The sequence below is a fragment of the Acidovorax sp. SUPP1855 genome (genome assembly GCF_030158955.1).
GTDB lineage: Bacteria > Pseudomonadota > Gammaproteobacteria > Burkholderiales > Burkholderiaceae_C > Paracidovorax.
Map to the genome: position 1 here is coordinate 230,652 of NZ_BQXI01000003.1, position 26,371 is coordinate 257,022.

22 protein-coding genes are annotated in these 26,371 nt (G+C 68.1%); 15 read left to right on the top strand and 7 right to left on the bottom strand.

Going from position 1 to position 26,371, the window contains the following annotated elements; genetic code table 11:
- Window positions 1–108: 108 nt before the first annotated feature.
- From AVMA1855_RS04220 to serA, 3 genes are all read right to left on the bottom strand, one after another.
- Window positions 109–567: an HIT family protein gene (locus AVMA1855_RS04220; RefSeq protein WP_284424725.1), complete on the bottom strand. Its 459-nt coding sequence runs from the start codon at window positions 565–567 to the stop codon at window positions 109–111.
- Window positions 567–4,481 carry a DUF3683 domain-containing protein gene (locus AVMA1855_RS04225; RefSeq protein ID WP_284424726.1) on the bottom strand — a complete coding sequence of 1,305 codons (3,915 nt, stop codon included), beginning with the start codon at window positions 4,479–4,481 and terminating at the stop codon, window positions 567–569. Before AVMA1855_RS04225 ends, AVMA1855_RS04220 begins: the two co-directional genes overlap by 1 nt.
- A gap of 236 nt (window positions 4,482–4,717) precedes the next feature.
- On the bottom strand, window positions 4,718–5,947 hold the full coding sequence (gene serA, locus AVMA1855_RS04230; RefSeq protein WP_284393767.1) for a phosphoglycerate dehydrogenase: 1,230 nt from the start codon (window positions 5,945–5,947) through the stop codon (window positions 4,718–4,720).
- Between the two features lie 359 nt (window positions 5,948–6,306).
- On the opposite strand from serA, the gene ugpB reads away from it, so the two are divergent.
- The 7 genes from ugpB (at window position 6,307) to AVMA1855_RS04265 (ending at window position 14,348) form a co-directional block, all read left to right on the top strand.
- Window positions 6,307–7,617, top strand: coding sequence for a sn-glycerol-3-phosphate ABC transporter substrate-binding protein UgpB (ugpB, locus tag AVMA1855_RS04235; RefSeq protein ID WP_272565484.1), 1,311 nt, complete (start codon window positions 6,307–6,309; stop codon window positions 7,615–7,617).
- A 100-nt stretch (window positions 7,618–7,717) separates the two neighbouring features.
- Window positions 7,718–8,599 (top strand): sn-glycerol-3-phosphate ABC transporter permease UgpA, encoded by an 882-nt coding sequence (ugpA, locus tag AVMA1855_RS04240; RefSeq protein WP_284393763.1) that lies wholly within the window; start codon window positions 7,718–7,720, stop codon window positions 8,597–8,599.
- Window positions 8,600–8,641: 42 nt separating this feature from the next.
- Complete coding sequence (gene ugpE / locus AVMA1855_RS04245) at window positions 8,642–9,493, top strand: sn-glycerol-3-phosphate ABC transporter permease UgpE (RefSeq protein WP_284393761.1); 852 nt, start codon at window positions 8,642–8,644, stop codon at window positions 9,491–9,493.
- 42 nt (window positions 9,494–9,535) lie between these two features.
- A complete protein-coding gene (locus AVMA1855_RS04250) occupies window positions 9,536–10,540 on the top strand; it encodes a sn-glycerol-3-phosphate import ATP-binding protein UgpC (RefSeq protein WP_284424727.1) in 1,005 nt (334 codons plus the stop codon).
- A gap of 8 nt (window positions 10,541–10,548) precedes the next feature.
- Complete coding sequence (locus tag AVMA1855_RS04255) at window positions 10,549–10,911, top strand: bleomycin resistance protein (RefSeq protein ID WP_284424728.1); 363 nt, start codon at window positions 10,549–10,551, stop codon at window positions 10,909–10,911.
- A 117-nt stretch (window positions 10,912–11,028) separates the two neighbouring features.
- The gene (gene ugpQ, locus AVMA1855_RS04260; RefSeq protein WP_284424729.1) at window positions 11,029–11,811 is read left to right on the top strand and encodes a glycerophosphodiester phosphodiesterase; all 783 of its coding nucleotides are present in this window, start codon (window positions 11,029–11,031) and stop codon (window positions 11,809–11,811) included.
- Between the two features lie 35 nt (window positions 11,812–11,846).
- Window positions 11,847–14,348 (top strand): DUF3772 domain-containing protein, encoded by a 2,502-nt coding sequence (locus tag AVMA1855_RS04265; protein WP_502870256.1) that lies wholly within the window; start codon window positions 11,847–11,849, stop codon window positions 14,346–14,348.
- Window positions 14,349–14,446: 98 nt separating this feature from the next.
- Here AVMA1855_RS04265 and AVMA1855_RS04270 read toward each other — a convergent pair whose 3' ends face one another.
- Complete coding sequence (locus tag AVMA1855_RS04270) at window positions 14,447–15,412, bottom strand: Bug family tripartite tricarboxylate transporter substrate binding protein (protein WP_284424730.1); 966 nt, start codon at window positions 15,410–15,412, stop codon at window positions 14,447–14,449.
- A gap of 156 nt (window positions 15,413–15,568) precedes the next feature.
- On the opposite strand from AVMA1855_RS04270, the gene AVMA1855_RS04275 reads away from it, so the two are divergent.
- Entirely contained in the window at window positions 15,569–16,207 is a 639-nt protein-coding gene (locus tag AVMA1855_RS04275; RefSeq protein WP_284424731.1) for a LysE family translocator, read from the top strand.
- Window positions 16,208–16,235: 28 nt separating this feature from the next.
- Here AVMA1855_RS04275 and AVMA1855_RS04280 read toward each other — a convergent pair whose 3' ends face one another.
- A complete protein-coding gene (locus AVMA1855_RS04280) occupies window positions 16,236–16,511 on the bottom strand; it encodes a hypothetical protein (RefSeq protein WP_284405482.1) in 276 nt (91 codons plus the stop codon).
- Window positions 16,512–16,584: 73 nt separating this feature from the next.
- Between AVMA1855_RS04280 and hemA the strand changes: the two genes are divergently transcribed.
- The 6 genes from hemA (at window position 16,585) to paeA (ending at window position 23,101) form a co-directional block, all read left to right on the top strand.
- Window positions 16,585–17,883, top strand: coding sequence for a glutamyl-tRNA reductase (gene hemA / locus AVMA1855_RS04285; protein WP_272565496.1), 1,299 nt, complete (start codon window positions 16,585–16,587; stop codon window positions 17,881–17,883).
- Between the two features lie 103 nt (window positions 17,884–17,986).
- Window positions 17,987–19,069, top strand: a complete 1,083-nt coding sequence (gene prfA, locus AVMA1855_RS04290) for a peptide chain release factor 1 (protein WP_284424732.1) — start codon at window positions 17,987–17,989, stop codon at window positions 19,067–19,069.
- A gap of 61 nt (window positions 19,070–19,130) precedes the next feature.
- Window positions 19,131–19,979 carry a peptide chain release factor N(5)-glutamine methyltransferase gene (gene prmC, locus AVMA1855_RS04295; protein WP_284424772.1) on the top strand — a complete coding sequence of 283 codons (849 nt, stop codon included), beginning with the start codon at window positions 19,131–19,133 and terminating at the stop codon, window positions 19,977–19,979.
- A gap of 172 nt (window positions 19,980–20,151) precedes the next feature.
- A complete protein-coding gene (gene grxD / locus AVMA1855_RS04300) occupies window positions 20,152–20,478 on the top strand; it encodes a Grx4 family monothiol glutaredoxin (RefSeq protein ID WP_272565499.1) in 327 nt (108 codons plus the stop codon).
- Between the two features lie 158 nt (window positions 20,479–20,636).
- The gene (locus AVMA1855_RS04305; RefSeq protein ID WP_284424733.1) at window positions 20,637–21,644 is read left to right on the top strand and encodes an AAA family ATPase; all 1,008 of its coding nucleotides are present in this window, start codon (window positions 20,637–20,639) and stop codon (window positions 21,642–21,644) included.
- Between the two features lie 125 nt (window positions 21,645–21,769).
- Entirely contained in the window at window positions 21,770–23,101 is a 1,332-nt protein-coding gene (gene paeA / locus AVMA1855_RS04310) for a polyamine export protein PaeA (protein WP_284424734.1), read from the top strand.
- A gap of 36 nt (window positions 23,102–23,137) precedes the next feature.
- Here paeA and AVMA1855_RS04315 read toward each other — a convergent pair whose 3' ends face one another.
- Both AVMA1855_RS04315 and AVMA1855_RS04320 read right to left on the bottom strand, forming a co-directional pair.
- On the bottom strand, window positions 23,138–23,827 hold the full coding sequence (locus AVMA1855_RS04315; protein ID WP_284424735.1) for a lytic transglycosylase domain-containing protein: 690 nt from the start codon (window positions 23,825–23,827) through the stop codon (window positions 23,138–23,140).
- Window positions 23,824–25,566 carry a proline--tRNA ligase gene (locus AVMA1855_RS04320; RefSeq protein ID WP_284424736.1) on the bottom strand — a complete coding sequence of 581 codons (1,743 nt, stop codon included), beginning with the start codon at window positions 25,564–25,566 and terminating at the stop codon, window positions 23,824–23,826. The genes AVMA1855_RS04315 and AVMA1855_RS04320 overlap by 4 nt, the downstream gene beginning before the upstream one ends.
- Before the next feature lie 91 nt (window positions 25,567–25,657).
- Here AVMA1855_RS04320 and AVMA1855_RS04325 point away from each other — a divergent pair, with 91 nt between their 5' ends.
- Entirely contained in the window at window positions 25,658–26,365 is a 708-nt protein-coding gene (locus tag AVMA1855_RS04325) for an RNA pyrophosphohydrolase (RefSeq protein WP_284408210.1), read from the top strand.
- The last annotated feature ends 6 nt before the right edge of the window (window positions 26,366–26,371 follow it).

Here is a 26,371-nt window from a genome sequence, read left to right on the forward strand (position 1 = left end):
TTTGCGTTGTGCCCGCTGCGGGCGGCCCGATGGAGCCGGAGCGCGATTGTCCCACCGCGCCCTGGCCGGGCCGGCAGCGCGCCCTGCGCGGGCTCAAGCGCCTGGGCGTCAGGCCAGCTGCGCCAGCTGCGCGGCCATCGCCGCCTCGGCCGCGGCCAGGCGGGCGGCCACTTCGGCCTCGCGTTCGGGCACGCGGTCGCGCTGCGGCGTGGCCCACACGGCGCCGGGGAAATGGCTGTCCCAGGCAAAGCGCGCGATCACGTGCCAGTGCAGGTGCGGCACCATGTTGCCGAGCGCGGCCAGGTTGATCTTGTCCGGCTGCACATGGGCGCGCAGCGCGGTCTCCACCGCCGCCACGGCCTCCATGCAGTGCAGGCGGTCGCTCGCGTCCAGGTCGGTGAACTCCGCCGCGTGCGCGTTCCACACCACGCGGTAGAAGGCTGGAAAGCCGGCCTCCTGCGCGCGGATCACGCGCAGCTTCGGGCCGCGCCAGACCAGCGCGCCGCCGTCGCCGTCGCACAGCGGGCAATCGGGCACGGTGGCCGCAGAAGGCGCCGTGGCCGCCATCAGACCAGCACCCGCTCGATGCCGCCCGCATTGGCGCGCTGCACGTATTCGGGCATCCATTGGTCGCCGAGGATCTCGCGCGCCATCTCGACGACGATGTAGTCGGCCTCCAGCAGGCCGTTGTTCAGGTCGTCCTGGTAGCGGTTCAGGCCCTGCAGGCAGCTGGGGCAGCTGGTGAGGATCTTCACGTTGTCCTGCGCGCCCGCGGCGCCGCTGGCCCGCAGCGCGGCCTCGCCCTTCCTGATTTCCTCTTCCTTTCGAAAGCGCACCTGCGTGGAGATGTCGGGCCGCGTCACGCCCAGCGTGCCGGATTCGCCGCAGCAGCGCTCGCTCTTGAGCACCTGCGGCCCCACCAGCGCCTTCACGGTCTTGACCGAGTCCTGCAGCTTCATGGGGTTGTGGCAGGGCTCGTGGTACAGGTAGGCGCCCTTGCCCTGCAGGGTCACGCCCTTTTCCAGCAGGTATTCGTGGATGTCGATGATGCGGCTGCCCGGGAAGATCTTGCCGAAGTCGTAGCCCTGCAGCTGGTCGTAGCAGGTGCCGCAGCTCACCACCACGGTCTTGATGTCGAGGTAGTTGAGCGTGTTGGCCACACGGTGAAAGAGCACCCGGTTGTCGGTGATCATCTTTTCAGCCTTCTCGAACTGGCCGCTGCCGCGCTGCGGGTAGCCGCAGCACAGGTAGCCCGGCGGCAGCACGGTCTGCACGCCCGCATGCCACAGCATGGCCTGCGTGGCCAGGCCCACCTGGCTGAACAGGCGCTCGGAGCCGCAGCCGGGAAAGTAGAACACCGCCTCCGTCTCGGCCGTGGTCGTGGCCGGGTTGCGGATGATGGGCACGTAGTCCTTGTTCTCGATGTCCAGCAGCGCGCGCGCCGTCTTCTTGGGCAGGCCGCCGGGCAGCTTCTTGTTGATGAAGTGGATCACCTGCTCCTTGACCGGCGCGGTGCCCACCGTGGCCGGCGGCCGCGCGGTCTGGCGGCGGCCCACCTTGCGCAGCAGGTCCACGGCGATGCGCTGGGCCTTGAAGCCCACGCCGACCATGGCGCTGCGCATCAGCTTGATGGTGTCGGGATTGGTGGCGTTGAGCATGGTCATGGCCAGCGCGTTGCCCGGGCGGAAGGTCTTCTTGCCCATCTTGCGCAGCAGGTTGCGCATGTTCATGGTCACGTCGCCGAAGTCGATCTTGACCGGGCACGGCGTGTAGCACTTGTGGCACACGGTGCAGTGGTCGGCCACGTCCTCGAACTCCTGCCAGTGCTTGATCGACACGCCCCGGCGCGTCTGCTCCTCGTACAGGAAGGCCTCGACCAGCAGCGAGGTAGCGAGGATCTTGTTGCGCGGGCTGTACAGCAGGCTGGCGCGCGGCACGTGGGTGGCGCACACGGGTTTGCACTTGCCGCAGCGCAGGCAGTCCTTGACCGAATCGGCGATGGCGCCGATGTCGCTCTGCTGCATGATCAGCGACTCGTGCCCCATCAGGCCGAAGCTCGGCGTGTAGGCGTTGGTCAGGTCGGCGAACATCAGCGAGTTGCGGGCCGAACCGGGCTCCCGGGCAATATCCACTAGGGCACCATGCTCCTTATTTCGTAGCAGCTTGCCTTTGTTGAATCGCCCTTCGGGGTCCACGCGCTGCTTGTAGTCGGCGAACGGCCGCAGCTCGTCGTCGGTCAAAAATTCCAGCTTGGTGATGCCGATGCCGTGCTCGCCCGAGATCACGCCGTCGAGCTGGCGGGCCAGCACCATGATGCGCGCCACGGCCTCGTGGGCCTTCTGCAGCATGCGGTAGTCGTCGCTGTTGACCGGGATGTTGGTGTGCACGTTGCCGTCGCCGGCATGCATGTGCAGCGCCACCCACACGCGGCCCTTGAGCACGCGCTGGTGGATGGCCTGGGCCTCGTCCATGATGGGCTGGAAGGCGGCGCCGGCGAAGATCTTGGCCAGCGGCTCGCGCAACTGGGTCTTCCAGCTGGCGCGCAGCGTGTGGTCCTGCAGCTGAGCGAAGAGCGGCTCCACGTCGCGCAGCCAGCCGGTCCACAGCGCGCGCACCTCGCCCACCAGCGCCACGGCCTGGCCCACGCGGTCTTCCAGCAACTCGGCCGACGGGATCTCGTGCGCGTCGTCCTGGCGGCCCAGCGGCAGGTTGCCGCGCAGGAAGAAGTCTTCCAGCGCATCACACAGTGCGATCTTGTTGCGCAGCGACAGCTCGATGTTGATGCGCTCAATGCCGTCGGTGTACTCGGCCATGCGCGGCAGCGGGATCACCACGTCTTCGTTGATCTTGAAGGCGTTGGTGTGGCGGCTGATGGCGGCCGTGCGCTTGCGGTCCAGCCAGAACTTCTTGCGCGCCTCGGGGCTGATGGCGACGAAGCCCTCGCCCGAGCGCGAATTGGCCAGCCGCACGACCTCGCTGGTCACGCGCGCCACGTCGTCGGCGTTGTCGCCCGCGATGTCGCCGAACAGCACCATCTTGGGCAGGCCGCCGCCGTGCCGCTTGCTCTTGGTGGCGTAGCCCACGGCCTTCAGGTAGCGGTCGTCCAGGTGTTCCAGGCCCGCCAGCAGCACGCCGCTGCGCTGCTGCTCGGCGAACATGAAGTCCTTGATCTCCACGATGCTGGGCACCGCGTCCTTGGCGTTGCCGAAGAACTCCAGGCACACGGTGCGCGTGTGCTCGGGCATGCGGTGCACCACCCAGCGCGCGCTGGTGATGAGGCCGTCGCAGCCCTCTTTCTGGATGCCGGGCAGGCCCGACAGGAACTTGTCGGTCACGTCCTTGCCCAGGCCCTCCTTGCGGAAGGTCTTGCCGGGGATGTCCAGGCGCTCGGTGCGGATCGGCGTCCTGCCGTCGGCCTCGAAATACTGCAGCTCGAAGCTGGCCACCTCGGCGTCGTGGATCTTGCCCATGTTGTGGTTCACGCGGGTCACCTCCAGCCACTGGGCGTCGGGCGTCACCATGCGCCAGCTGGCGAGGTTGTCGAGCGCCGTGCCCCACAGCACGGCCTTCTTGCCGCCGGCGTTCATGGCGATGTTGCCGCCGATGCAAGAGGCCTCGGCGCTGGTCGGGTCCACGGCGAACACGTAGCCCGCGCGCTCGGCCGCATCGGCCACGCGCTGGGTGACCACGCCGGCCTCGGTCCACACCGTGGCGACCTCGCGGTCCATGCCCGGGAGGCGGCGCATTTCCACCTCGGTCATGGCTTCGAGCTTTTCGGTGTTGATGACCACGCTGCGCCAGGTGAGCGGAATGGCGCCGCCGGTGTAGCCGGTGCCGCCGCCGCGCGGGATGATGGTCATCTCCAGGTCGATGCAGGCCTTGACCAGCGCGGCCATCTCGGCCTCGGTGTCGGGGGTGAGCACCACGAACGGGTATTCGACGCGCCAGTCGGTCGCGTCGGTCACGTGGGACACGCGCGAGAGGCCGTCGAACTTGATGTTGTCCTTGGCCGTGTGGCGGCCCAGGCGCTTTTGCACCTGGCGGCGCAGTTGCGCCGCCTCGATGAAGGTGGCGTCGAACTCGGCGATGGCGCGGCGGGCGGCCTCCACCAATTGGCCCACGAGCTGGTCGCGGCCGGAGTCGTCGGCCGGCGTGCGGCGCTTGCCGATCTCGGCCAGGCGGTGCTCCAGCGCTTCGACCAGCAGCTTGCGCCGGTCGGGGTTGTCCAGCAGGTCGTCCTGCAGATAGGGGTTGCGCTGCACCACCCAGATGTCGCCCAGCACTTCATAGAGCATGCGGGCAGAGCGGCCGGTGCGGCGCTCGCGGCGCAGCTGGTCGAGCACGTCCCAGGACGGAGCCCCGAGCAGGCGGATGACGATTTCCCGGTCGGAAAACGAGGTGTAGTTGTAGGGAATCTCTCGCAGGCGGGCGGGCTCGGCGGCCTGCGCCTGCAGGGCAGCCAGCGCTATGGGAACGTTCATGGGGTCAACCTGGGTCGGGCGCGTGGGGCGCCCCTGTGCCTCGGGGCCGCGATTTTATGCCAGCCTCCGGGCGGTCCCGGGGGCCGGGACGGCCCCGCCAGCCGGTGCGGCACCGACCGCACCCCTTTTGCTACCATTTCTATAGCATCATACCGGCGTTTTCATTGTGCTGGAGGCCGTTTTGGCACCAAATCCCAAGGCAGGCCGGCGGAGCCCCTGGCGGCCGGCCCGGCCGGTCAGAACAGCACGCGGCTGCGGATCGTGCCCGGCACCTTGGCCAGTTCGTCCTGCGCCAGGTCGGACGACTGGGCGTCGATGTCGATCACCACGTAGCCTACCTTCTCGTTGGTCTGCAGGTACTGGGCGGCGATGTTGATCCGGTTGTCCGAGAAGATCTGGTTGATCTGCGACAGCACGCCCGGCACGTTCTGGTGGATGTGCAGCAGCCGGTGCTTGCCCGGGTGCGCGGGCAGCGCCACCTCGGGGAAGTTGACCGATGAGATCGAGGTGCCGTTGTCGCTGTACTTGACCAGCTTCTCGGCCACTTCCAGCCCGATGTTGGCCTGCGCCTCCATGGTGGAGCCGCCGATGTGCGGGGTGAGGATCACGTTGTCCAGCCCGCGCAGCGGCGACAGGAACTCGTCCTTGTTGGTGCGCGGCTCGACCGGGAACACGTCGATGGCGGCGCCCAGCAGCTTCTTGGCCCGGAGCGCCTCGGCCAGCGGCTCGATCTCCACCACCGTGCCGCGCGCGGCGTTGATGAGGATGCCGCCGGGCTTCATCGCCGCGATCTCGGCCGCGCCGATCATCCACTGCGTGGACGCCAGCTCGGGCACGTGCAGGCTCACGATGTCGGCCTGCCCCAGCAGCGCGTGCAGCGAGGGTGCCTGGCGCGCATTGCCCAGGGGCAGCTTGTTGACCACGTCGTGGAAGATCACGTGCATGCCCAGCCCCTCGGCCAGCACCGACAGCTGCGTGCCGATGGAGCCGTAGCCCACGATGCCCAGCGTCTTGCCGCGGATCTCGTAGGCGTTGTCGGCCGACTTCAGCCAGCCGCCGCGGTGCGCCACCGCGTTCTTCTCGGGAATGCCGCGCAACAGCAGGATGGCCTCGGCCAGCACCAATTCGGCCACCGAGCGGGTGTTGGAGTACGGCGCGTTGAACACGGCGATGCCGCGCTCGCGCGCGGCGTTCAGGTCCACCTGGTTGGTGCCGATGCAAAAGCAACCCACGGCCACGAGCTTGTGCGCGTGGGAGAAAACCTCGGCCGTCAGCTGGGTGCGCGAGCGGATGCCCACGAAGTGCGCATCGGCGATCTTGCGTTTGAGTTCGTCGTCGGGCAACGCGCCGGAGATCGCCTCGATCTGCGTGTAGCCCGCACCGCGCAGCACGTCGAGCGCGGACGGATGGATGCCCTCGAGCAACAGGAACTTGATCTTGCTTTTGTCCAGAGAGGTTTTGGCCATGGAAAGGTCCGGAGGATCGGAAAAGGAAAAGGCGCGGGATTCGGCCCCGCGATCAGCCCCGAAATGGGGACGCGAGATCATTGTGCACCGCACAAAACCCTGCTGGCATCCTTGCAATTCGCTGAAATGGTGCGCGGCACCAGTCGCCAAGGCGACTCCGGCCAGCGCCGATCTGTCACGGAATTGTCACGAAATCGCCAGCGCTGGCGCCCGTTTGGCGGCCATGGCGGGCCCCTGCGCCGCGACGGGTTTCCCCGCTTGATCGCTGCGTGGGCCTATGCGACAACGACATATTCGTGTCACGAAATGCGTCCTACCATCGGCGCTTCGTGCATTTCGTATCGATTCGAGGAGTTTTCATGCAATTCAAGCACCTGGCGGCCGCTGCCGCCATCGCCGCTTCGCTCTGCGCCACGGCGCAGGCACAGACCGAGATCCAATGGTGGCATTCGATGACCGCGGTCAACGGCGAGTGGGTGAACGACCTGGCCAAGCAGTTCAACGAGAGCCAGAAGGAATACAAGATCGTGCCGACCTACAAGGGCACGTATGACGAGTCCATGACGGCCTCCATCGCCGCCTTCCGCGCCGGCAACGCACCGCACATCCTGCAGGTGTTCGAAGTCGGCACGGCCACCATGATGGCCAGCAAGGGCGCCATCGTGCCCGTGGGCAAGGTGATGCAGGACGCGGGCGCGAAGTTCGACCCGGCCGCCTACATCCCCGCCGTGGCCGGCTACTACACGGCCCCCAACGGCCAGATGCTGAGCTTCCCGTTCAACAGCTCCACCACCATCTTCTACTTCAACAAGGACGCCTTCAAGGCGGCCGGCCTGCCCACCGACAAGGCACCTGCCACCTGGCCCGAAGTGGTCAACGCGGCGGCCAAGCTCAAGGCCTCGGGCCACAAGTGCCCGTTCACCACGGCCTGGCAGAACTGGACGCAGGTCGAGAGCTTCTCGGCCTGGCACAACGTGGAGTTCGCCAGCAAGTCCAACGGCCTGCAGGGCCTGGACGCGCGCCTGAAGGTCGATTCGCCCCTGCACGTGCGCCACATCGAGAACCTGGCCAACATGGCCAAGCAGGGCCTGTTCGTCTACAAGGGCCGCGGCAACGTGCCCGAGGCCAGCTTCGTGTCCGGCGAGTGCGCCATGATCAACACGTCGTCGGGCTTCTACGGCAACGTGGCCAAGAACGCCAAGTTCGCCTACGGTCTGGCTCCCCTGCCCTACTACCCCGACGTGCCCGGCGCACCGCAGAACACCGTGATCGGCGGCGCGAGCCTGTGGGTCATGGCCGGCAAGAAGCCTGCCGAATACAAGGGCGTGGCGCAGTTCTTCCAGTTCATCTCCACGCCTGAAGTGCAGTCCGCCAGCCACAAGCGCACCGGCTACCTGCCCGTCACCAAGGCCGCGTATGAGCTGACCGAGAAGTCGGGCTTTTACCAGCAGAACCCCGGCACCGACGTGGCCGTGACGCAGATGATCCGCAAGGTGACCGACAAGAGCCGCGGCATCCGCCTGGGCAACTACGTGCAGATCCGCGCGATCGAGGACGAAGAACTCGAACAGGTGTGGTCCGGCAAGAAGACCGCCAAGGAAGCGCTGGACACGATCGTCAAGCGTGGAAACGAGCAACTGGAACGCTTCCAGAAGGCGAACAAGTCGTAATACGGCTTAAACTGACCGTTTCGCCAACCGTAAAAAGCAGATGGGTCATCCATCTGCTTTTTGCTTTGGGAAGCGCCGATTTCTCCCAACCTTCCGCCCCATGGAAAAACGCGTCCGTTTCAAATCTGCCTGGCTGCCCTGGCTGCTCATCGCGCCGCAGATGGCCATCATCCTGGTCTTCTTCTTCTGGCCCGCCAGCCAGGCGCTGGTGCAGTCGATGCAGCTGCAGGACGCCTTCGGAACCTCCACCGAATGGGTGGGCCTGGCCAACTTCCGCCAGCTTTTCAACGACGGCAGCTACGTGGAGTCGTTCAAGACCACGGCCATGTTCTCGGTGCTGGTGGCGGGCATCGGCATCAGCCTGTCGCTGATGCTGGCGATCTTCGCCGACCGCGTGGTCAAGGCGGCCATGTTCTACAAGACCATGCTGATCCTGCCCTACGCCGTCGCGCCCGCCGTGGCCGCGGTGCTGTGGGTGTTCATGTTCTCGCCGTCGCTCGGCGTGGTGGCTTACGGCCTGGAGAAGGTCGGCATCCACTGGAACCACCTGCTCGACTCGGGCCAGGCCATGACGCTGATCGTGATGGCCTCGGTGTGGAAGCAGATCTCCTACAACTTCCTGTTCTTCCTGGCCGGGCTGCAGTCGATCCCCAAGTCGCTCATCGAAGCCGCGGCCATCGACGGCGCGCGCCCGTGGCGCCGCTTCTGGACCATCCAGTTCCCGCTGCTGTCGCCCACCACGTTCTTCCTGCTGGTGATCAACGTGGTCTATGCCTTCTTCGACACCTTCGCCATCGTCGATGCGGCCACGCAGGGCGGCCCGGGCAAGGACACGGCCATCCTGGTCTACAAGGTCTATTACGACGGCTTCAAGGCCATGGACCTGGGCGGCTCCGCCGCGCAGTCGGTGGTGCTGATGCTGATCGTCGTCGCGCTCACCGTGGTGCAGTTCCGCTATGTCGAAAAGAAAGTGAACTACTGATGCAACGCCCGATGCAATGCGTTTCCTCGATGGAGGCCGCCCATGGTTGAGCGCCGCCTGACCGCCGGCATCCTGGCCCATGTGATCATGGTGCTGGGCGTGCTGATCGTCGCCTTTCCGCTGTACCTGGCGTTCGTCGCCTCCACGCACACCGCGCAGGAGATCGTGCAGGCCCCCATGCCGCTGCTGCCCGGCGGCCACTTCTGGGAGACCTACAAGGCCGCCCTGTTCGGCCGCGACGCAGGCGCGGGCTCCACGGCCCCGGTGGCCCGCATGATGTGGGTCAGCCTGGTGTCGGCCCTGGTCATCACCTTCGGCAAGATCGCCATCTCGCTGCTGTCGGCCTTCGCGATCGTGTACTTCCGCTTTCCCTTCAAGGGCCTGTGCTTCTGGCTGATCTTCATCACGCTGATGCTGCCCGTGGAAGTGCGCATCGGCCCGACGTACCAGGTGGTGTCCGACCTCGGCATGCTCAACAGCTACGCGGGCCTGACCGTGCCGCTGATCGCCTCGGCCACGGCCACGTTCCTGTTCCGCCAGTTCTTCCTGACCGTGCCCGACGAGCTGGTGGAGGCCGCGCGCATGGACGGCGCGGGCCCGATGCGGTTCTTCAAGGACATCCTGATCCCGCTGTCCAAGACCTCGATCGCCGCCCTCTTCGTGATCCAGTTCATCTACGGCTGGAACCAGTACCTGTGGCCGCTGCTGGCCACCACGAGCGAAGACATGTACCCGGTGGTGATCGGCATCAAGCGCATGATCGCCGGCGGGGACGGCCAGAACGAATGGAACATCGTCATGGCGACGGCCATCCTGGCCATGCTGCCGCCGGCCGTGGTGGTGATGCTCATGCAGAAGTGGTTCGTCAAGGGCCTCGTGGACACCGAGAAATAACGGTCAACGACCACCGATCGATCTGACAAGAATCCCAAAGATATGGCATCCCTCTCGCTTCGCAACGTCATCAAGCGCTACGGCGCCGGCCCCAAGGCCAACCCGGTCATCCACGGCGTCAGCGCCGAAATCCAGGATGGCGAATTCATCGTGATCGTCGGCCCGTCGGGCTGCGGCAAATCCACCCTGCTGCGCATGGTCGCGGGCCTGGAAGAGATCAGCGGCGGCGAGATCGCCATCGGCCCCCGCGTGGTGAACAACCTCGAGCCCGCCGAGCGGGACATCGCCATGGTGTTCCAGAACTACGCGCTCTACCCGCACATGACGAACTTCGACAACATGGCCTACGGCCTGAAGATCGCCAAGGTGCCCAAGGACGAGATCAAGCGGCGCGTGGACAAGGCCGCCAAGATCCTGGAGCTGGGCCACCTGCTGGAGCGCAAGCCGCGCGAGCTGTCCGGCGGCCAGCGCCAGCGCGTGGCCATGGGGCGCGCCATCGTGCGCCAGCCGCAGGTGTTCCTGTTCGACGAGCCTCTGTCCAACCTGGATGCCAAGCTGCGCGCGCAGACCCGCCTGGAGATCCAGAAGCTGCACCGCGAACTGGGCATCACCAGCCTGTTCGTCACCCACGACCAGGTCGAGGCGATGACGCTTGCGCAGCGCATGATCGTCATGAACGGCGGCGTGATGGAGCAGTTCGGCACGCCCGAGGAGGTCTACCACTCGCCGGCTTCGACCTTCGTGGCCAGCTTCATCGGCTCGCCGCCCATGAACCTGCTCCAAAACGCGGAAGGCGGCAAGCAGGGCGCGATCCTCGGCATCCGCCCCGAGCACCTGGACATCGGCGCCACCGGCTGGGCCGTGCAGGTCGAGACCGTCGAGCTGCTGGGCGCCGAACGCCTGGTGTACGCCCGCATGAACGGCGAATCCCTCATCGTGCGCGTGGAAGAAGGCACGCACTCGCCCCAGCCCGGCGACACCATCCACGTCGCGCCGCGCCCGTCGCGCCTGCACTGGTTCGACGCCGCCACCGGCAAGCGGATGTGAGCGACCCCATGAGCCGCCAACCCGCGCCGGCCCGGCTCGTGCACGCGACCGTTCCCGTGCTGGCCTCGCTCGACCTGGACGAGAGCGCGGCCTTCTGCGCCGACCGGCTGGGGTTCGTGCCCCGGCTGCGCACGGGCGACTACCTCATCGCCGAGCGCGACGGCTGCGAACTGCATTTCTGGCACTGCACCGAGCGCCACATCGCCGAGAACACCTCCTGCTACGTGCGGGGCGACACCCGCGCGCTGCATGCCGACTTCGCCGCGCGCGGCCTGGCCGTCGATCCCCCGCGCGAGCAGCCCTGGGGCATGCGCGAGCTGTACGTGATTGATCCGCACGGCAACCTGCTCAAGTTCGGCGAAAGCCTATGAATCCCCCCGCAGTCGCCACCGGCGCCTGCGGGCGCGGCCTGCTCCGCGGCCATCGGACGGGACGGGCCGCGCCGGTTTCGAATGCCGCGACAGCATCCCCAACCCTCGTTCACTGACATGACCGCCCCTTCCGCTGCTGCTGCCGTTGCGCCCGCCGTTTCCGTGTCCGACTGGCCCTATCCGCGCTGGATCGCCCACCGCGGCGCCGGCAAGCTCGCGCCCGAGAACACGCTGGCCGCCTTCCGCCTGGGCGCGCACCACGGCTACCGCATGTTCGAATGCGACGCCAAGCTCAGCAGCGACGGCGTGCCCTTTCTACTGCACGACGCCACGCTGGAGCGCACCACCTCCGGCCGGGGCACGGCGGGCGAGCAGGCCTGGAGCGACCTGTCGCGCCTGGACGCCGGTGCCTGGCATTCGCGCGCCCACGCCGGCGAGCCGCTGCCCACGCTGGACGCCGTGGCGTGCTTTTGCCGGGCCAACGGCCACCTGCTGAACATCGAGATCAAGCCCACGCCCGGCACCGAGGAGGAAACCGGCCGCGTGGTCGCCGCGCACGCCGCTCGCCTGTGGCAGGGCGCCGCGGTGCCGCCGCTGCTCACCTCGTTCCAGGTGCGCGCGCTGTCCGGTGCGCGCGACGCGGCGCCGCTGCTGCCGCGCGGCCTGCTGCTGGACACGCTGGGCGCCGGCTGGCTGGACACCGCGCAGCAGCTCGGCTGCGTGGCCATCGTCTGCAACCACGCACTGTGGAATACCGAGACCGTGGCCCAGGTGAAAGGCGCCGGGCTGCGCGCCTTGAGCTACACGGTGAACGACGAATGGGCCGCGCAGCGCCTGATCGACCTGGGCACCGACGGCATCATCACCGACCGGGTGGACCTGTTCAGCCCGGGGCAGTGATACGCTTTCGGGTCCTTGTACGCACGGACTCGCCCTTGCTTCCTTCCTTTTTCAGAACCCTGCTGGCCGGCCTGCTCCTGGGCCTGGCCCTGTCCCACCCCGCTGCGGCGCAGGACCGGACCGCGGCGGCATCCGCCCCGGCCTCGGCCGCCAGCGCCACGGCCCCCCGGGCCGGCGATCCGGCCCCCCGTTCGGTGGACGACCTGCGCAAGCAGCTCGATGCCGTCCCGAAAAAGCTCGATCCGGACGACGACGGCCGCAAGCGCGTCAACGAGGTCTACGCCATCGGCACGGCTGCCGAGCAGCTCGTCGCGCAGCGCACCGAAGAGCTGGCCGACCTGGACACGCGCCTGGCCGGGCTCGGCCCCTCGCCCGAGAAAGGCGCGCCCGCCGACTCCCCCGACGTCGCGCAGCAGCGGGCCGGGCTGGCCAAGCAGCGCGCCGTCGTGGACGCCGACCTCAAGCTCGCCCGCCTCATCGTGGTCGATGCCGACCAGCGCAGCGCCGACCTCGTGCGCCAGCGCCGCCAGCAGTTCCAGGATGCGCTGACCGCCCGCATCGACTCGCCGCTGGGCCCCACCTACTGGCGCGCGCTGCGCAACGCCTGGCCCTCCGACACCGCCCGCCTGTCGATGCTGGCGGTCGAGATCCGCCAGGCCCTGGAGCGGGCGATGGAGCCCGCCCGGCGCGCCACCTTCCTCGGCAGCCTGGCCGGCGCGCTGCTGCTGGCCGTGCTGGGCAACTGGCTGGCCAAGCGCGTGCTGGTGCGCGTGGCCCCCACGCGGCTGCCGTCCGGGCGCCTGCGGCGCTCGCTGCTCGCGGCGGTGTCGGTCGTGGTGCATGTGCTGCTGATCGGGCTGGCGGCGCAACTGGCGCTCAGCGGCGTCGACGTGGGCGACAACCTCGGCGACCGGCTGCACGGCCTGGGCAGCACGGCGGTGCGCCTGGCCATCTTCGCCTCGTTCGCCATCGGACTGGGGCACGCGCTGCTGTCGCGCCGGCGCAGCTCCTGGCGGCTGCCCTCGCTGTCGGACGACCTGGCGCGGCGGCTGAGCCCCTACCCCTGGTGGATCGCCCTGGTCGCCATCACCAGCGGGCTCATCACCGAAATCAACACCGCCGTGGGCGCCAGCCTCGCGGCCGAGGTGACGACGCAGGCCGTGACGGCGCTGCTGGTCGCGCTCATCGCCATCGCCTGCCTGCGCCACCTGCACACCCCGCGTACCACGGCCAAGGACGGCGCGGCGGAGGGCGGCAGCGAGCCCGCCGAGGCCGCTGCCGCGCCCCCGCGCCCACTGTGGGTGGGCCTGCTCGTGGCCTGCGCGGGCTTCGCCTCGGTGGCGACCCTGGTGCTGGTGGCGCTGGGCTTCGTCGCCCTGGCCAGCACGCTGGCGCGGCAGATGGTGTGGAGCGCCATCGTCTTCGCCACCGCCTACCTGCTCTACCAGCTGGCCGACGACGTGTGCGAGGCCGTGCTGTCGTCCAAGGGCAGCTTCGGGCGCCGGCTGCATTCCGGCATGGGCATCGACGCGGGCCTGCTCGACCAGGCGGCCGTGCTGGGCTCCGGCGTGCTGCGCGTGGTGCTGTTCTTCTACATGGTGATCGCGCTGATGGCGCCGTTCGGCACCGGGCCGGACGAGGTCTTCCGGCGCGGCAGCAGCCTCAACAACGGCCTGCAGGTGGGCAATTTCGCGCTCGCGCCCCAGGCCTTGCTCACCGCGCTGGCCGTGGTGGCGGCGGGGTTCGTGGCCATCCGCGTGCTCAAGCGCTGGCTGAGCGACCGCTACTTTCCCAACACGTCGCTCGAGCCCGGCATGCGCAGCTCCATCGTCTCGCTGCTGGGCTACGTGGGCGGCGTGCTGGTGGTGGCCGCGGCGCTGGCGGCGCTGGGCATCAGCGTGGAGCGCATCGCCTGGGTGGCCAGCGCGCTGTCGGTGGGGATCGGCTTCGGGCTGCAGGCCATCGTGCAGAACTTCATCTCGGGCCTGATCCTGCTGGCCGAGCGGCCGGTGAAGGTGGGCGACTGGGTGGTGCTGGGCGACACCGAGGGCGACGTGCGCCGCGTGAACGTGCGCGCCACCGAGATCCAGCTGGGCGACCGGTCCACCGTGATCGTGCCCAACTCGGAGTTCATCACCAAGACCGTGCGCAACATGACGCTGACCGGCGCGCCGGGCCGCGTGCTGCTGCGCCTGCCCGCGCCGCTGGACACCGATGCGCAGCGCATGCGCGAGGTGATCCTGCAAGCCTTTCACGCCCACGAAGGCATCATGGAAGACCCCGAACCCATCGTGCAGCTCGAAGGCATCCTGAACGGCACGCTCACCTTCCTGTCCATCGGCTACGTGAGCAATCCGCGCAACTCGGGCGGGGTGCGCAGCGACCTGCTGTTCACCATCCTGGACAACCTGCGCGGCGCAGGCCTGGCGCTGTCGCCGCCGGCGACCACGTCGCTCACCCACCCCACGCCGACCTCGCCGACCGTGGCGGTGCCGCAGCCGCAGGGCGGCAACGCGCCGGGCACGACGGTGGTCTGACCGGGGCGCGGCCACCCCGGCCGCAGCGAATCGCTATAAATTCAATAGCACAATGCCCTAGTGGAATATGTGCTGGAGGGCGATTGGGCTCGAAATCCTCAATCCAGCTTCGCGCCCGACTGGGCCACGGCGGTGGCCCAGCGCGGCATCTCGGTCGCGAGGAAGGCCGCGAAGGCGTCCGCCCCCAGGAAGGCCGGATCGGCGCCCTGCGACACCATGCGCTCGCGCACCTCGGGCGACTGCAGCACCTGGCCGAACGCATCGCTCAGCTTGGCGACCACGTCCTTGGGCGTGCCGGCCGGCGCGAGAAACCCGTAGAAGCCCACCACCTCGAAGCCCTTGAGCCCGCTCTCGATCGCCGTGGGCACGTCCGGCAGCGCCGGGTTGCGCTGCCGGCTGGTCACCGCCAGGGCGCGCACCTTGCCCTGCTTGTGGTACGCGGCCGCCTGCGGAATGCTCTCGGCCATGAACTGCACCTGGCCGGCCATCAGGTCGGTGAAGGCCGGGGCGCTGCCGCGGTACGGGATGTGCACCATGAACAGGCCCGTGGCCGTCTTGAACATCTCCGGCACCAGGTGGCTGATGCCGCCGTTGCCCGCCGAGCCGAAGTTCACCTGGCCCGGCTTGGCCCCTGCGTACTGGATGAATTCGGGCAGCGTCTTCGCCGGCAGCTTCGGGTTGACCAGCAGCGCGAGCGGCTGCATGGCGGTGCGCGCGACGGGTGTGAAATCCTTGAGCGTCTGGTAGGGCAGCCGGCTGTACAGCGCCGGGTTGATCACCATCACGCCGGTGTTGGCCAGCATCAGCGTGTGGCCGTCGGGCGGCGCCTTCATCACGTCCTGCGCGCCGACGGTGCCGCCCGCGCCCGACTTGTAGTCCACCACCACGGGCTGGCCGAGCACGGCCTGCAGCTTGTCGGTGAGCAGGCGGGCATGCTGGTCCAGCGGCCCGCCCGCCGGAAAGCCGATCACGATGCGGATGGGCCGGGAGGGAAAGCCCTGGGCCAGGGCGGCCACGGACAGGCAGGCCAGGGTGGCGGCCGCCAGGCAGGTGCGCAGGCGCATGCGAAAGTCTCCTTGTTTTGGGTCTGGATGGGATCAGCCGCAGCTTAGGGCCGACCTCCATCGCCCGGCACGGGGTCTTACCCGCAAAGCCCCTTCACAGCAGGCCCTGCCCGGCGAAAATACCCGCTCGTCCACCGCCGCCGAAAGTCCCTCACCATGACCCTCGCCCACTGGCTCGTTTTCTGCGGCGTCTCGCTGCTGATGTACTTCACCCCCGGTCCGGCCGTGCTGCTGGCGGTGTCGAATTCGGTGGATGTCGGGGCGCGGCGCACGGCGTTCAGCTCGCTCGGCAGTTCGGCCGGCATCTTCGCCGTCTCGGGCCTCGCGATGGTGGGCATGGGGACCATCCTCAGCCTGTCGGCGAACGCGTTCCTGGTGATGAAGGTCGTCGGCGCGCTGTACCTGATCTGGCTGGGCGTCAAGCGCTGGCGCAGCCAGGACGCGCTGATCGCCAGCGATGCCGGCCTGGCGCCCACCCAGCGGCGCGAGCGCAAGAACTGGCAGCTGGTGGCCCAGGGGCTGGGCGTGTCGCTGACCAACCCCAAGGCCATCCTGTTCTTCTCGGCCCTGTTCCCGCAGTTCATCGTGCCCGGCGAGCCGCTGTTCACGCAGTATCTGCTGCTGACCACGACGTTCGCCGTCTGCGCGTTGATCTCGCACGCCTTCTACGTGGTGCTGATCTCGCTGGTGAAGGGCCACGTGGTGGCGCGCGCCAAGCTGTTCAACCGCATCGTGGGCGGCACCTTCATGGCGCTGGGCGTGGGCCTGCTGCAGACCCGGCACAAGCTGGGCTGAGGGCCCGGGCCGTCCGGGCGCGTCTTTCTCAGCGCCAGCCGCGCAGCAGCCCCCACTGCGCGGTCGCGCAGCCCACCGCCAGCGCCGCGTAGGTGAGCATCTTTCCGTCGCGTCCCCACCACGCCAGACCGGCCGCGAGGACGAGGCAGCCCACCCCGAACAGCACGCCCAGCTGGGCCAGCGTTCCGCGTGTGGCCGCCCGCTTTCGCAGGAAGACCTTGCAGCCGGCGACCAGCAGCAGCGCCACGGCGAACGCGGGCAGCACGAAATTCAGCAGATGGTTGACGGCGGACAAAGCATCCATGGACATGACCCAGATCAAGACTATTACAGGCATAGCCCCCTGCATCGGGCCGGCAATTTTATAATCGCCGCTTATGGCAGTCTGGGCCCTTGGCATCAACCACACGACCGCGCCGCTCGATCTGCGCGGTCGTTTTGCGTTCGCGCTCGATCAGATCGCGCCCACGCTGCAGGGTTTGCGCCAGTCGCTGGGCGGCGCGAGCCGCCATCCCAGCGTCGAGACGGCCATCATCTCCACCTGCAACCGCACCGAAATCTACTGCGCCGGCAACGAATCCGCGCTGGACCACACGCTGGGCTGGCTCGCCCAGAGCGGCGGCGTCAGCCCCGCGCTGCTGCGCTCGCACTCCTACGCGCTGGAAGACGGCCTGGTGGCCCGCCATGCCTTCCGCGTGGCCAGCGGGCTCGATTCCATGGTGCTGGGCGAGGCGCAGATCCTCGGCCAGATGAAGGACGCCGTGCGGGCCGCCGAAACCGCCGGCGCGCTGGGCACCACGCTCAACCAGCTCTTTCAGCGCAGCTTCGCCGTCGCCAAGGAAGTGCGCACCAGCACCGAGATTGGCGCCCACAGCATCAGCATGGCCGCCGCGGCCGTGCGGCTGGCCGGCCAGCTGTTCGAGGACCTGTCCGAGATCCGCGTGCTGTTCGTCGGCGCGGGCGAGATGATCGAGCTGGCCGCCACCCACTTCGCGGCCAAGAACCCCAAGGCCATCGCCGTGGCCAACCGCACGCTGGAGCGCGGTGAAAAGCTCGCCACGCGCTTCGGCGGCGAGGTCATGCGCCTGGCCGACCTGCCCGACCGCCTGCACGAGTTCGACGCCGTGGTGAGCTGCACCGCCAGCAGCCTGCCCATCATCGGCCTGGGCGCCGTGGAGCGCGCCCTGAAAAAGCGGCGCCACCGCCCCATGTTCATGGTCGACCTGGCCGTGCCGCGCGACATCGAGCCCGAGGTCAAGGCGCTGGAGGACATTTACCTCTACACCGTGGACGACCTGGCCGGCGTGGTGCAGACCGCCCAGGCGCACCGCCAGGCCGCCGTGGCCCAGGCCGAGGCCATCATCGACGCGGGCGTGCAGAGCTTCATGCACTGGATGGACCAGCGCAGCCCCACCGGCGGCGTGGTGCCGCTGATCCAGCAGCTTAATGCCCAGACCGACGAGTGGCGCGCGCTGGAGATCGCCCGCGCCAAGAAGCTCCTGGCCAAGGGCGAGGACATGGACGCGGTGCTGGAGGCCCTGTCGCGCGGCCTCACGCAGAAGATGCTGCACGGCACCCTGGCCGAACTGCGGGCCGGCGACGCCGAGACCCGTGCCCAGACGGCCCAGACCGTCTCGCGCCTGTTCCTGCGCTCGCAAAGCAAGACCGGCCTGTAGCGACGCGGCTGCGCGGCCTGCCATCAGGCCAAAAACGCCCCCAGCGCAGATTCCACTAGCGCTATCAGCTACAAAAATCGTAGCAATTTCTTTCCCCCCGACGATGAAGCCCTTTCTCAGAACCCAGCTCGAGCGCTATGCGCAGCGCCTTGAAGAGCTCGACTTCCTGCTCTCGCGCGAGGACATCATGTCCGACATGGCGCAGTACCGCACCATCTCCCGCGAACACGCCGAGGTCACGCAGATCGCGGGCCGCTACGCACGCCACCAGCAGCGCGAGGCCGACCTGGCCGGCGCCCGCGAGATGCTCGCCGACCCCGACATGGCCGAGATGGCGCAGGAGGAGATCGCCGCCGCCGAGGCCGAGCTGGCGCAGCTGGAAGAAGAGCTGCAGCGCCTGCTGCTGCCCAAGGACCCCGACGACGCCCGCAATGCCTTCCTGGAAATCCGCGCGGGCACGGGCGGCGATGAGTCGGCCCTGTTCGCGGGCGATCTGGCGCGCATGTACACCCGCTATGCCGCCAATGTGGGCTGGAAGATCGAGATCCTGAGCGCCAACGAGAACGAGATCGGCGGCTACAAGGAAGTGGTGCTGCGCGTGGAGGCAGACGGTGCCTACGGCGCGCTGCGTTTCGAATCCGGCGGCCACCGCGTGCAGCGCGTGCCCGCCACCGAAACGCAGGGCCGCATCCACACCAGCGCCTGCACCGTGGCCGTGATGCCCGAGCCCGACGAGCACCAGGCCATCACCCTGAACCCCGCCGACCTGCGCATCGACACCTTCCGCGCCAGCGGCGCCGGTGGCCAGCACATCAACAAGACCGACTCGGCCGTGCGCGTGGTCCACCTTCCCACCGGCATCGTGGCCGAATGCCAGGACGGGCGCAGCCAGCACAGCAACAAGGCCAAGGCCCTGCAGGTGCTGCAGGCGCGCATCCAGGAAAAGGAACGCAGCGAGCGCGCCGCCAAGGAGGCCGCCCTGCGCAAGGGCCTGATCGGCTCGGGCGACCGCAGCGACCGCATCCGCACCTACAACTTCCCGCAGGGGCGCCTGACCGACCACCGCATCAACCTCACGCTCTACAAGCTGCTGGCCATCATGGAAGGCGACCTCGCCGACGTGCTGGACGCCCTGCGCCATGCGCGCGAGGCCGAGCAACTGGCCGAGCTGAAAACCACGGCCTGATCGTTTCCAGCCCAACCATCCCGATGCCGAAGGATTCATTGCCTTGGACGCTATAAATTCAATAGCAAATGCCTCGCCGACCCTGGCCCAGGCGCTGGGCCAGGCCCACACCCTGGGGCTGGCACGCATCGACGCCCAACTGCTGCTGCTGCACGCGCTCGGCCGCCCCGAGGCCGGCCGCGCCTGGCTGCTGGCGCACGACACCGACGCCGTGCCCCCGCCGGCGATGGACGCCTTCCTGGCGCTGTGCCGGCGCCGCTCGGCCGGCGAGCCGGTGGCCTACCTGACGGGCCGCAAAGAGTTCTACTGCCTGGCGCTGCAGGTCGATGCCCGCGTGCTGGACCCGCGCCCCGACACCGAAACCCTGGTGGACTGGGCGCTGCAGGTGCTGCAGCCCATCGCCGCCCCGCGCGTGGCCGACCTGGGCACCGGTAGCGGCGCCATCGCCCTCGCATTGCAGCACCAGCGGCCCGACGCGCAGGTGCTGGCGGTCGATGCCAGCGCCCAGGCCCTGCAGGTCGCCCGGGCCAATGCCGAGCGACTGGGCCTGCCGGTGCGCTTCGCCGAAGGCGATTGGCTCGCGGGCCTGAGCGACAGCGCGGGATTCGATGCCATCGTCTCCAACCCTCCCTACATCGCCGCGGACGACCCGCACCTGGCGGCCCTCGTCCATGAGCCCCTGAACGCACTGGCCAGCGGCGCGGACGGCCTGGACGACATCCGCACCATTTCGGTGCAGGCGCCGACCCATCTAGTGCGCGGCGGCTGGCTGCTGCTGGAGCACGGCTGGGACCAGGCCGAGGCCGTGCACGCGCTGCTGCGCCAGGCCGGCTTCACCGAGGTGCAAAGCCGCACCGATCTGGCCGGGCATGCGCGCTGCACCGGCGGCCGCCGCCCGCCCGCGCCGTGATGCGATCCATCCCCAGGCCACCCGCACTGGAAAGCGCCCGCGGCGCCCCCATGTGGAGCCTGCGCACCACCACCAGGGTATGCCGCGGATCACCGCAGCGCCCACCGGCCTTCGCCGACAGTGAAATAATCACGCCTTGCCGCCGATCCACGGCCACTTTCAGGAGCAACCCATGAGCGACACCCAGCAACGCATCGACGCCCTCGTCAAATCCAACGACATCCTGCTGTTCATGAAGGGCAGCGCGAGTTTTCCGATGTGCGGCTTCTCGGGCCGCGCGATCCAGCTCCTGAAGGCCTGCGGCGTGGACCCCAAGAGCGTGGCCACGGTGAACGTGCTGGACGACCCGGAGATCCGCCAGGGCATCAAGGAATACAGCAGCTGGCCCACCATCCCGCAGCTCTATGTGAAGGGCGAATTCATCGGCGGCTCGGACATCATGATGGAGATGTACGAGTCGGGCGAGCTCAAGCAGGTGCTGGGCACGCAAGGCGAGTGACGCCGGCAGCCCCTGGCGGCTGCATCGACCGAAGGCCGCCCCCGGGCGGCCTTTTGCATGGGAACAACAAGGGCGGGTTGACGGGGTTTTTCCGCCGTTGAGACCGGGCATGTTGTGTGCTTGAATGAGTGCGTGACTTCCTCACACAGGAGCGCGCCATGACGACACAAAGCCTTGTTCCGCAAACGCCGGCCCTGAGCCTGCCGGTGGCCCAGTTGCGCAACGTGTTCCACCCCTGCGACGTCGAGCGCAAGCTCACGCGGCTGCAGGACGGCGGCAGCCAGCGCGAATACGAGAATCTGCGCGCGGTGTATGAACGCATGCTGGAAAGCGGGCCCGAACGCTTCCAGGTCAAGCCTTCCGGCGTGCCGGACATGGCCCACCTCTACGACCAGTTGCCCAACTTCACCGACGTCCTTGACGACGTGAAGCGCCACGTGGCCCTGGCGCAGGACAGCCGCGATGGGCTCGAAGTCACGCCCATGCTGCTGCTGGGCCCGCCCGGTATCGGCAAGACCCACTTCGCGCGGCACCTGGCCGAGTTGCTCGGCACCGGCATGAACCTCGTGCCCATGAGTTCGATGACCGCTGGCTGGCTGCTGTCGGGCTCGTCCTCGCAGTGGAAGGGCGCGCGGCCCGGCAAGGTGTTCGAGGCGCTGGTGGAGGGCGAATACGCCAACCCCGTCATCGTCGTGGACGAGATCGACAAGGCCGCAAGCGACGCGCAGTACGACCCGCTGGGCGCACTGTATGGCCTGCTGGAGCACGACACGGCGCAGAGCTTCACCGACGAGTTCGCCGAGGTCGCCATCGACGCGAGCCAGGTCATCTGGATCACCACCGCCAACGACGAGCGCGGCATCCCCGACCCCATCCTCAACCGCATGAACGTGTTCGAGGTGCAGGCGCCCACGCCGGAGCAGGCCCGCGCCATCGCACGCAACCTCTACCAGGGCATCCGCAACGGCCACGACTGGGGCCGCATGCTCGACCCGGAGCCGCAGTCCGACGTGCTGGACCTGCTCGCGCAGATGCCCCCGCGCGAAATGCGCCGGGCCCTGATGACGGGCTTCGGCAACGCGCGCCTGCAGCACCGCAGCGCGGTCGAAGTGGGCGACCTGCCGCGCAGCGCAGGCGGCAAATCGCGCATCGGCTTCCTGCAGTGAGCTAGCCCCCACCGCCCTCCCCGCCCGCTTGCATCCCCTGCATGCGGGCGCGCGAAGGCGCGCGGCAGGGCGGCTACACTCGGCACGCTGGCGCACAGCACGATCATGGCGGCGCCTGCCGTCCCATGACCCTGTCCCAAAGTCTCTTCGTTATCGGCCTCCTCATCGTGGCCAGCGCGTTCTTCTCCATCGCGGAAATCTCCCTGGCGGCTTCGCGCCGCCTGCGCCTGCGCCAGATGGCCGACGAAGGCGACACCCGCGCCGACCGCGTCATGCGCATGCAGGAGCAGCCCGGCGACTATTTCACCGTGGTGCAGGTCGGCCAGAACGCCGTCGCCATCCTGGGCGGCATCGTGGGTGAAGGCGCGCTCAGCCCCCATTTCACCGAACTGTTCGCCTACTGGCTGAGCAACGCCCGGGCGGAGACCGCGGGGTTCCTGGCGTCGTTCACCATCATCACCTCGCTGTTCATCCTGCTGGCCGACCTGTTTCCCAAGCGGCTGGGCATGGCCAATCCCGAACGCCTGGCCCTGCGCGTGTCGGCGCCGATGAAGCTGCTGATGACCGTGCTCCGGCCCGTGGTCTGGCTCTACAGCCGCAGCGCGGACCTGCTGTTTCGCATGCTGGGGCTGTCGTCGCTGCGGGACGACCGGGTCACCTCCGACGACATCCTGGCCATGATGGAGGCCGGTGCCCGCGCCGGCGTGCTGGCCGCGCGGGAGCAGCAGGTGATCGAGAACGTGTTCGAGCTGGACACGCGCACCGTCGGCAGCGCCATGTCGCAGCGCGACCGCATCGCGTACTTCCTGCGCGACGATCCCGATACCGTGATCCGTGCGCGCATCGCGGAAGAGCCCTTCTCGACCTATCCCGTGTGCGACGGCGACATCGACCACGTGGTCGGCTACGTGGACGCCAAGGACCTCTTCCAGCGCGTGCTGAACAACCAGCCCATCTCGCTGGCCGACGAAGGCCTGGTGCGCAAGGTGCTCATCGTGCCGGACCGGCTCTCCCTGTCCGAAGTGCTGGAGCAGTTTCGCCAAGTGCACGAAGACTTTGCGGTCATCGTGAACGAATACAGCCTGGTGGTGGGCGTCGTCACCCTGAACGACGTGATGAGCACCGTGATGGGCGACCTCGTCATGGGCCCGGCGGACGAGGAGCAGATCGTGCGCCGCGACGAGAACTCCTGGCTCATCGACGGCGTCACCCCGGTCGAAGACGTGCTGCGCGCACTGAACCTGGACGAACTGCCCCACGCCGAAGAGTACGAAACGCTGGCCGGCTTCCTCATGGTGATGCTGCGCCGCGTGCCCCGGCGCACCGACAGCGTGAACTGGGGCGGCTACAAGTTCGAGGTGCTGGACGTGGACAGCTACCGCATCGACCAGATCATGGTGTCGCGGCTGCAGGATGCGAACGGCGTGCCCATCGCCGCCGCAGCCAGCGCCATCTGAGGGCGCGGCGGCAGCAACGACTTAAGCCCGACCGGGCTACCCACCGGCCGGTGCGAGGCCCTCGGCTGCGGTGGTGATGCGGTCCTGGAACACCCAGTTGCGCTGTGCAGCGAACACCGCGTCGGGGTACTGCGGCCGGCCACGGCTGCCGTTGTAGCGGCCCAGCGTCATGAACAGATCGCCACGCTCCCGATCGAGGTAGTGGCGCAGGATCACGCAGCCGAAGCGCAGGTTGGTCTGCATGTGAAACAGCTTGCCCGGATCGCCGTCGCCGATCACCCGCGTCCAGAACGGCATCACCTGCATGTAGCCCCGCGCGCCCACGCTGGACACGGCGAACTTGCGGAACGCGCTTTCGACCTGCACCAGGCCGAGCACCAGCGATACATCGAGCCCTGCCCGCTTGGACTCGTACCAGACGGTCTGCAGGAAATCCCGGCGCACCTCCCAATCCGGCTTGCGGCGGCGCAGCCGGTCGCTCATGGTGCCCAGCCAGCGCAGGTACAGCAGCCGCGCTTCCGTCGTGCCGAACTGGGGTTCGGGCGGCGCCTGGTTGAGCACCGCGGAACTCAAGGCGGTGCGCACGGAGTCGATTAGGGGTTCTTCCAGTTGCCCCCCGGCATGGGCGGCCTGGGGGGCCGCCAGCCAGGCCGCCGGCCCAGCGGACAAGGACATCAGACAGGCCCGGCGCGAAACCGCCCCGGCCTCGCCTTTCATCGCGCTCATGGTGTCAGCCGACCCTTGATGTGCGCCAGGATGTCGGCCGTGGCGACCTTGGTCGCGGCGGTATCGCGGCGGTGCTGGTATTCGAGCTGACCTTCCTTGAGCCCACGGTCGGAGATCACCACGCGGTGCGGCACGCCGATCAACTCCCAGTCGGCGAACATCGCGCCCGGGCGCTCGCCGCGGTCGTCCAGCAGCACATCCACGCCGGCCGCCAGCAGATCACCGTAGAGCTGTTCGGCCGCGGCCTTGACCTCTGCGCTGCGGTCCATGCCGATCGGGCACACCACCACCGTGAAGGGGGCGATGGCGTCGGGCCAGATGATGCCGCGGTCGTCGTGGTTCTGTTCGATGGCGGCGGCCGGCAGGCGGGTGATGCCGATGCCATAGCAGCCCATCTCGAAGAATGCGGGCTTGCCATCCTCGCCCAGGAAGGTGGCGTTCATGGCTTTGCTGTACTTGGTCCCGAGGTAGAACACATGGCCGACTTCGATGCCGCGCTCGATGGCGAGTTCACCCTGGCCGTCCGGCGAGCGGTCACCCGCCACGACGTTGCGCAGGTCGGCCACCACCTCGGGCTCCGGCAGATCGCGTCCCCAGTTCACGCCCGTCATGTGGAAGTCGATCGCGTTGGCACCGCAGATCCAGTCGGCCATCACGGCCACTTCGCGGTCCACCACCAGTTTCACCGGCTTTTGCAACTGCAGCGGGCCCAGGTAGCCCGGCTTGCAGCCGAAGTGGTCTTCGATCTCGCCCACGGTGGCAAAACGGAAACCCGCCAGGCCCGGCACCTTGGACACCTTGATCTCGTTCATGTCGTGGTCGCCGCGCAGCAGAAGCAACCAGACCTGCGTCTTGACGATCTCGCCGGCCTCGTTGGTCTCGTCGGTGGCGAGCACCAGGGACTTCACGGTGGTCTGCAACGCCACGCCCAGCAGTTGCGCCACATCCGCGCAGGTGCTCTTGCCCGGCGTGGGCGTCTTGGCCAGGGCCTGGGCCGCCGACGGACGCGGGCCTGCTGGGGCCAGCGCCTCGGCCTTTTCCATGTTCGCGGCGTAATCGCTCTGGGGGCAGTAGACGATCGCGTCCTCACCCGTGGCGGCGATGACCTGGAATTCCTCGCTCAGGTCGCCGCCGATCGCGCCACTGTCCGCGGCCACGGCCCGGTAGGTCAGGCCGAAGCGGTCGAAGATGCGGCGGTACGCCTGGGCCATCACCTGGTAGCTGGCCTTGGCGGCATCCTGGTCGCGGTCGAAGGAGTAGGCGTCCTTCATGATGAACTCGCGGCCCCGCATCAGCCCGAAACGCGGGCGGCGCTCGTCGCGGAACTTGGTCTGGATCTGGTACAAATTCTTGGGCAGCTGCTTGTAGCTGCGCAGTTCCTGGCGGGCGATGTCAGTGACCACTTCTTCGCTCGTGGGCTGGATCACGAAATCGCGCCCGTGCCGGTCCTGGATGCGCAGCAGTTCCGGGCCCATCTTGTCGAAGCGGCCGGTCTCCTGCCAGAACTCCGCCGGCTGCACCACGGGCATGGCGACCTCGACGGCGCCGGCCCGGTTCATCTCTTCCCGCACGATGGCCTCCACCTTGCGGATCACGCGCAGTCCCATGGGCATGTAGTTGTAGATGCCCGCCCCCAGCTTCTTGATGAGGCCCGCCCGCGTCATGAGCTTGTGGCTGACCACTTCCGCATCGGCCGGGGCTTCCTTGAGGGTGGAGACGAAGAATTGGGACGCTTTCATTGGGGGGATTTCATGCAATTGCGCCCGGTCTGCTTGCTGCGCACAAGGCGCCGTGCATAATGGTCACAGTTTAAAAAATTGGGGTTAGATTATGCTTGACCGGGACGGCTTTCGGCCGAACGTCGGCATCATCCTGCTCAACCAGAAAAACCAGGTGTTCTGGGGCAAGCGGATCCGCACCCACAGCTGGCAGTTCCCGCAGGGCGGCATCGACAGGGGGGAAACTCCCGAACAGGCAATGTACCGCGAACTGCACGAAGAAGTGGGATTGCAGCCGGGCCATGTGCGCGTGGTTGCCCGCACCAGGGACTGGTTGCGCTATGAGGTGCCTGACCGGTACATCCGCCGCGATGCGCGCGGACACTACAAGGGCCAGAAGCAAATCTGGTATTTGCTGCAGCTGCTGGGCCATGACTGGGACCTGAATCTGCGCGCCACCAACCACCCCGAGTTCGACGCCTGGCGTTGGAACGATTACTGGGTGCCGCTCGATGTGGTGGTGGAGTTCAAGCGCGGCGTGTATGAAATGGCGCTCACCGAGTTGGCGCGCTTTCTGCCGCGCCACGAGCAACGCAATCGCTATCTGCGCAGCGGCATGCGCTCCCGTGAAGGCGAAGGCTTGCCCAGCGGCATGCCCATGCACCGGGCAGGCTCCCTGCTGGTCAGTCCTGGCATGGAAATGCCCCCGGGTGCCAGCTTCGATCCCGACCCTCAAAAGAGCAAATCCACCTCGCCTCCTTCGGAACAGGGAGCTGGCATTCCACTGTCGCCTTCGCAGTTCCTGCCCAAATTGGTTTGACGCGCC

Coding starts and splice junctions, on each gene's coding strand:
- AVMA1855_RS04220 (WP_284424725.1), bottom strand. CDS start 567: ATGGCGGCCACGGCGCCTTCTGCGGCCACCGTGCCCGATTGCCCGCTG.
- AVMA1855_RS04225 (WP_284424726.1), bottom strand. CDS start 4,481: ATGAACGTTCCCATAGCGCTGGCTGCCCTGCAGGCGCAGGCCGCCGAG.
- serA (WP_284393767.1), bottom strand. CDS start 5,947: ATGGCCAAAACCTCTCTGGACAAAAGCAAGATCAAGTTCCTGTTGCTC.
- ugpB (WP_272565484.1), top strand. CDS start 6,307: ATGCAATTCAAGCACCTGGCGGCCGCTGCCGCCATCGCCGCTTCGCTC.
- ugpA (WP_284393763.1), top strand. CDS start 7,718: ATGGAAAAACGCGTCCGTTTCAAATCTGCCTGGCTGCCCTGGCTGCTC.
- ugpE (WP_284393761.1), top strand. CDS start 8,642: ATGGTTGAGCGCCGCCTGACCGCCGGCATCCTGGCCCATGTGATCATG.
- AVMA1855_RS04250 (WP_284424727.1), top strand. CDS start 9,536: ATGGCATCCCTCTCGCTTCGCAACGTCATCAAGCGCTACGGCGCCGGC.
- AVMA1855_RS04255 (WP_284424728.1), top strand. CDS start 10,549: ATGAGCCGCCAACCCGCGCCGGCCCGGCTCGTGCACGCGACCGTTCCC.
- ugpQ (WP_284424729.1), top strand. CDS start 11,029: ATGACCGCCCCTTCCGCTGCTGCTGCCGTTGCGCCCGCCGTTTCCGTG.
- AVMA1855_RS04270 (WP_284424730.1), bottom strand. CDS start 15,412: ATGCGCCTGCGCACCTGCCTGGCGGCCGCCACCCTGGCCTGCCTGTCC.
- AVMA1855_RS04275 (WP_284424731.1), top strand. CDS start 15,569: ATGACCCTCGCCCACTGGCTCGTTTTCTGCGGCGTCTCGCTGCTGATG.
- AVMA1855_RS04280 (WP_284405482.1), bottom strand. CDS start 16,511: ATGGATGCTTTGTCCGCCGTCAACCATCTGCTGAATTTCGTGCTGCCC.
- hemA (WP_272565496.1), top strand. CDS start 16,585: ATGGCAGTCTGGGCCCTTGGCATCAACCACACGACCGCGCCGCTCGAT.
- prfA (WP_284424732.1), top strand. CDS start 17,987: ATGAAGCCCTTTCTCAGAACCCAGCTCGAGCGCTATGCGCAGCGCCTT.
- grxD (WP_272565499.1), top strand. CDS start 20,152: ATGAGCGACACCCAGCAACGCATCGACGCCCTCGTCAAATCCAACGAC.
- AVMA1855_RS04305 (WP_284424733.1), top strand. CDS start 20,637: ATGACGACACAAAGCCTTGTTCCGCAAACGCCGGCCCTGAGCCTGCCG.
- paeA (WP_284424734.1), top strand. CDS start 21,770: ATGACCCTGTCCCAAAGTCTCTTCGTTATCGGCCTCCTCATCGTGGCC.
- AVMA1855_RS04315 (WP_284424735.1), bottom strand. CDS start 23,827: ATGAGCGCGATGAAAGGCGAGGCCGGGGCGGTTTCGCGCCGGGCCTGT.
- AVMA1855_RS04320 (WP_284424736.1), bottom strand. CDS start 25,566: ATGAAAGCGTCCCAATTCTTCGTCTCCACCCTCAAGGAAGCCCCGGCC.
- AVMA1855_RS04325 (WP_284408210.1), top strand. CDS start 25,658: ATGCTTGACCGGGACGGCTTTCGGCCGAACGTCGGCATCATCCTGCTC.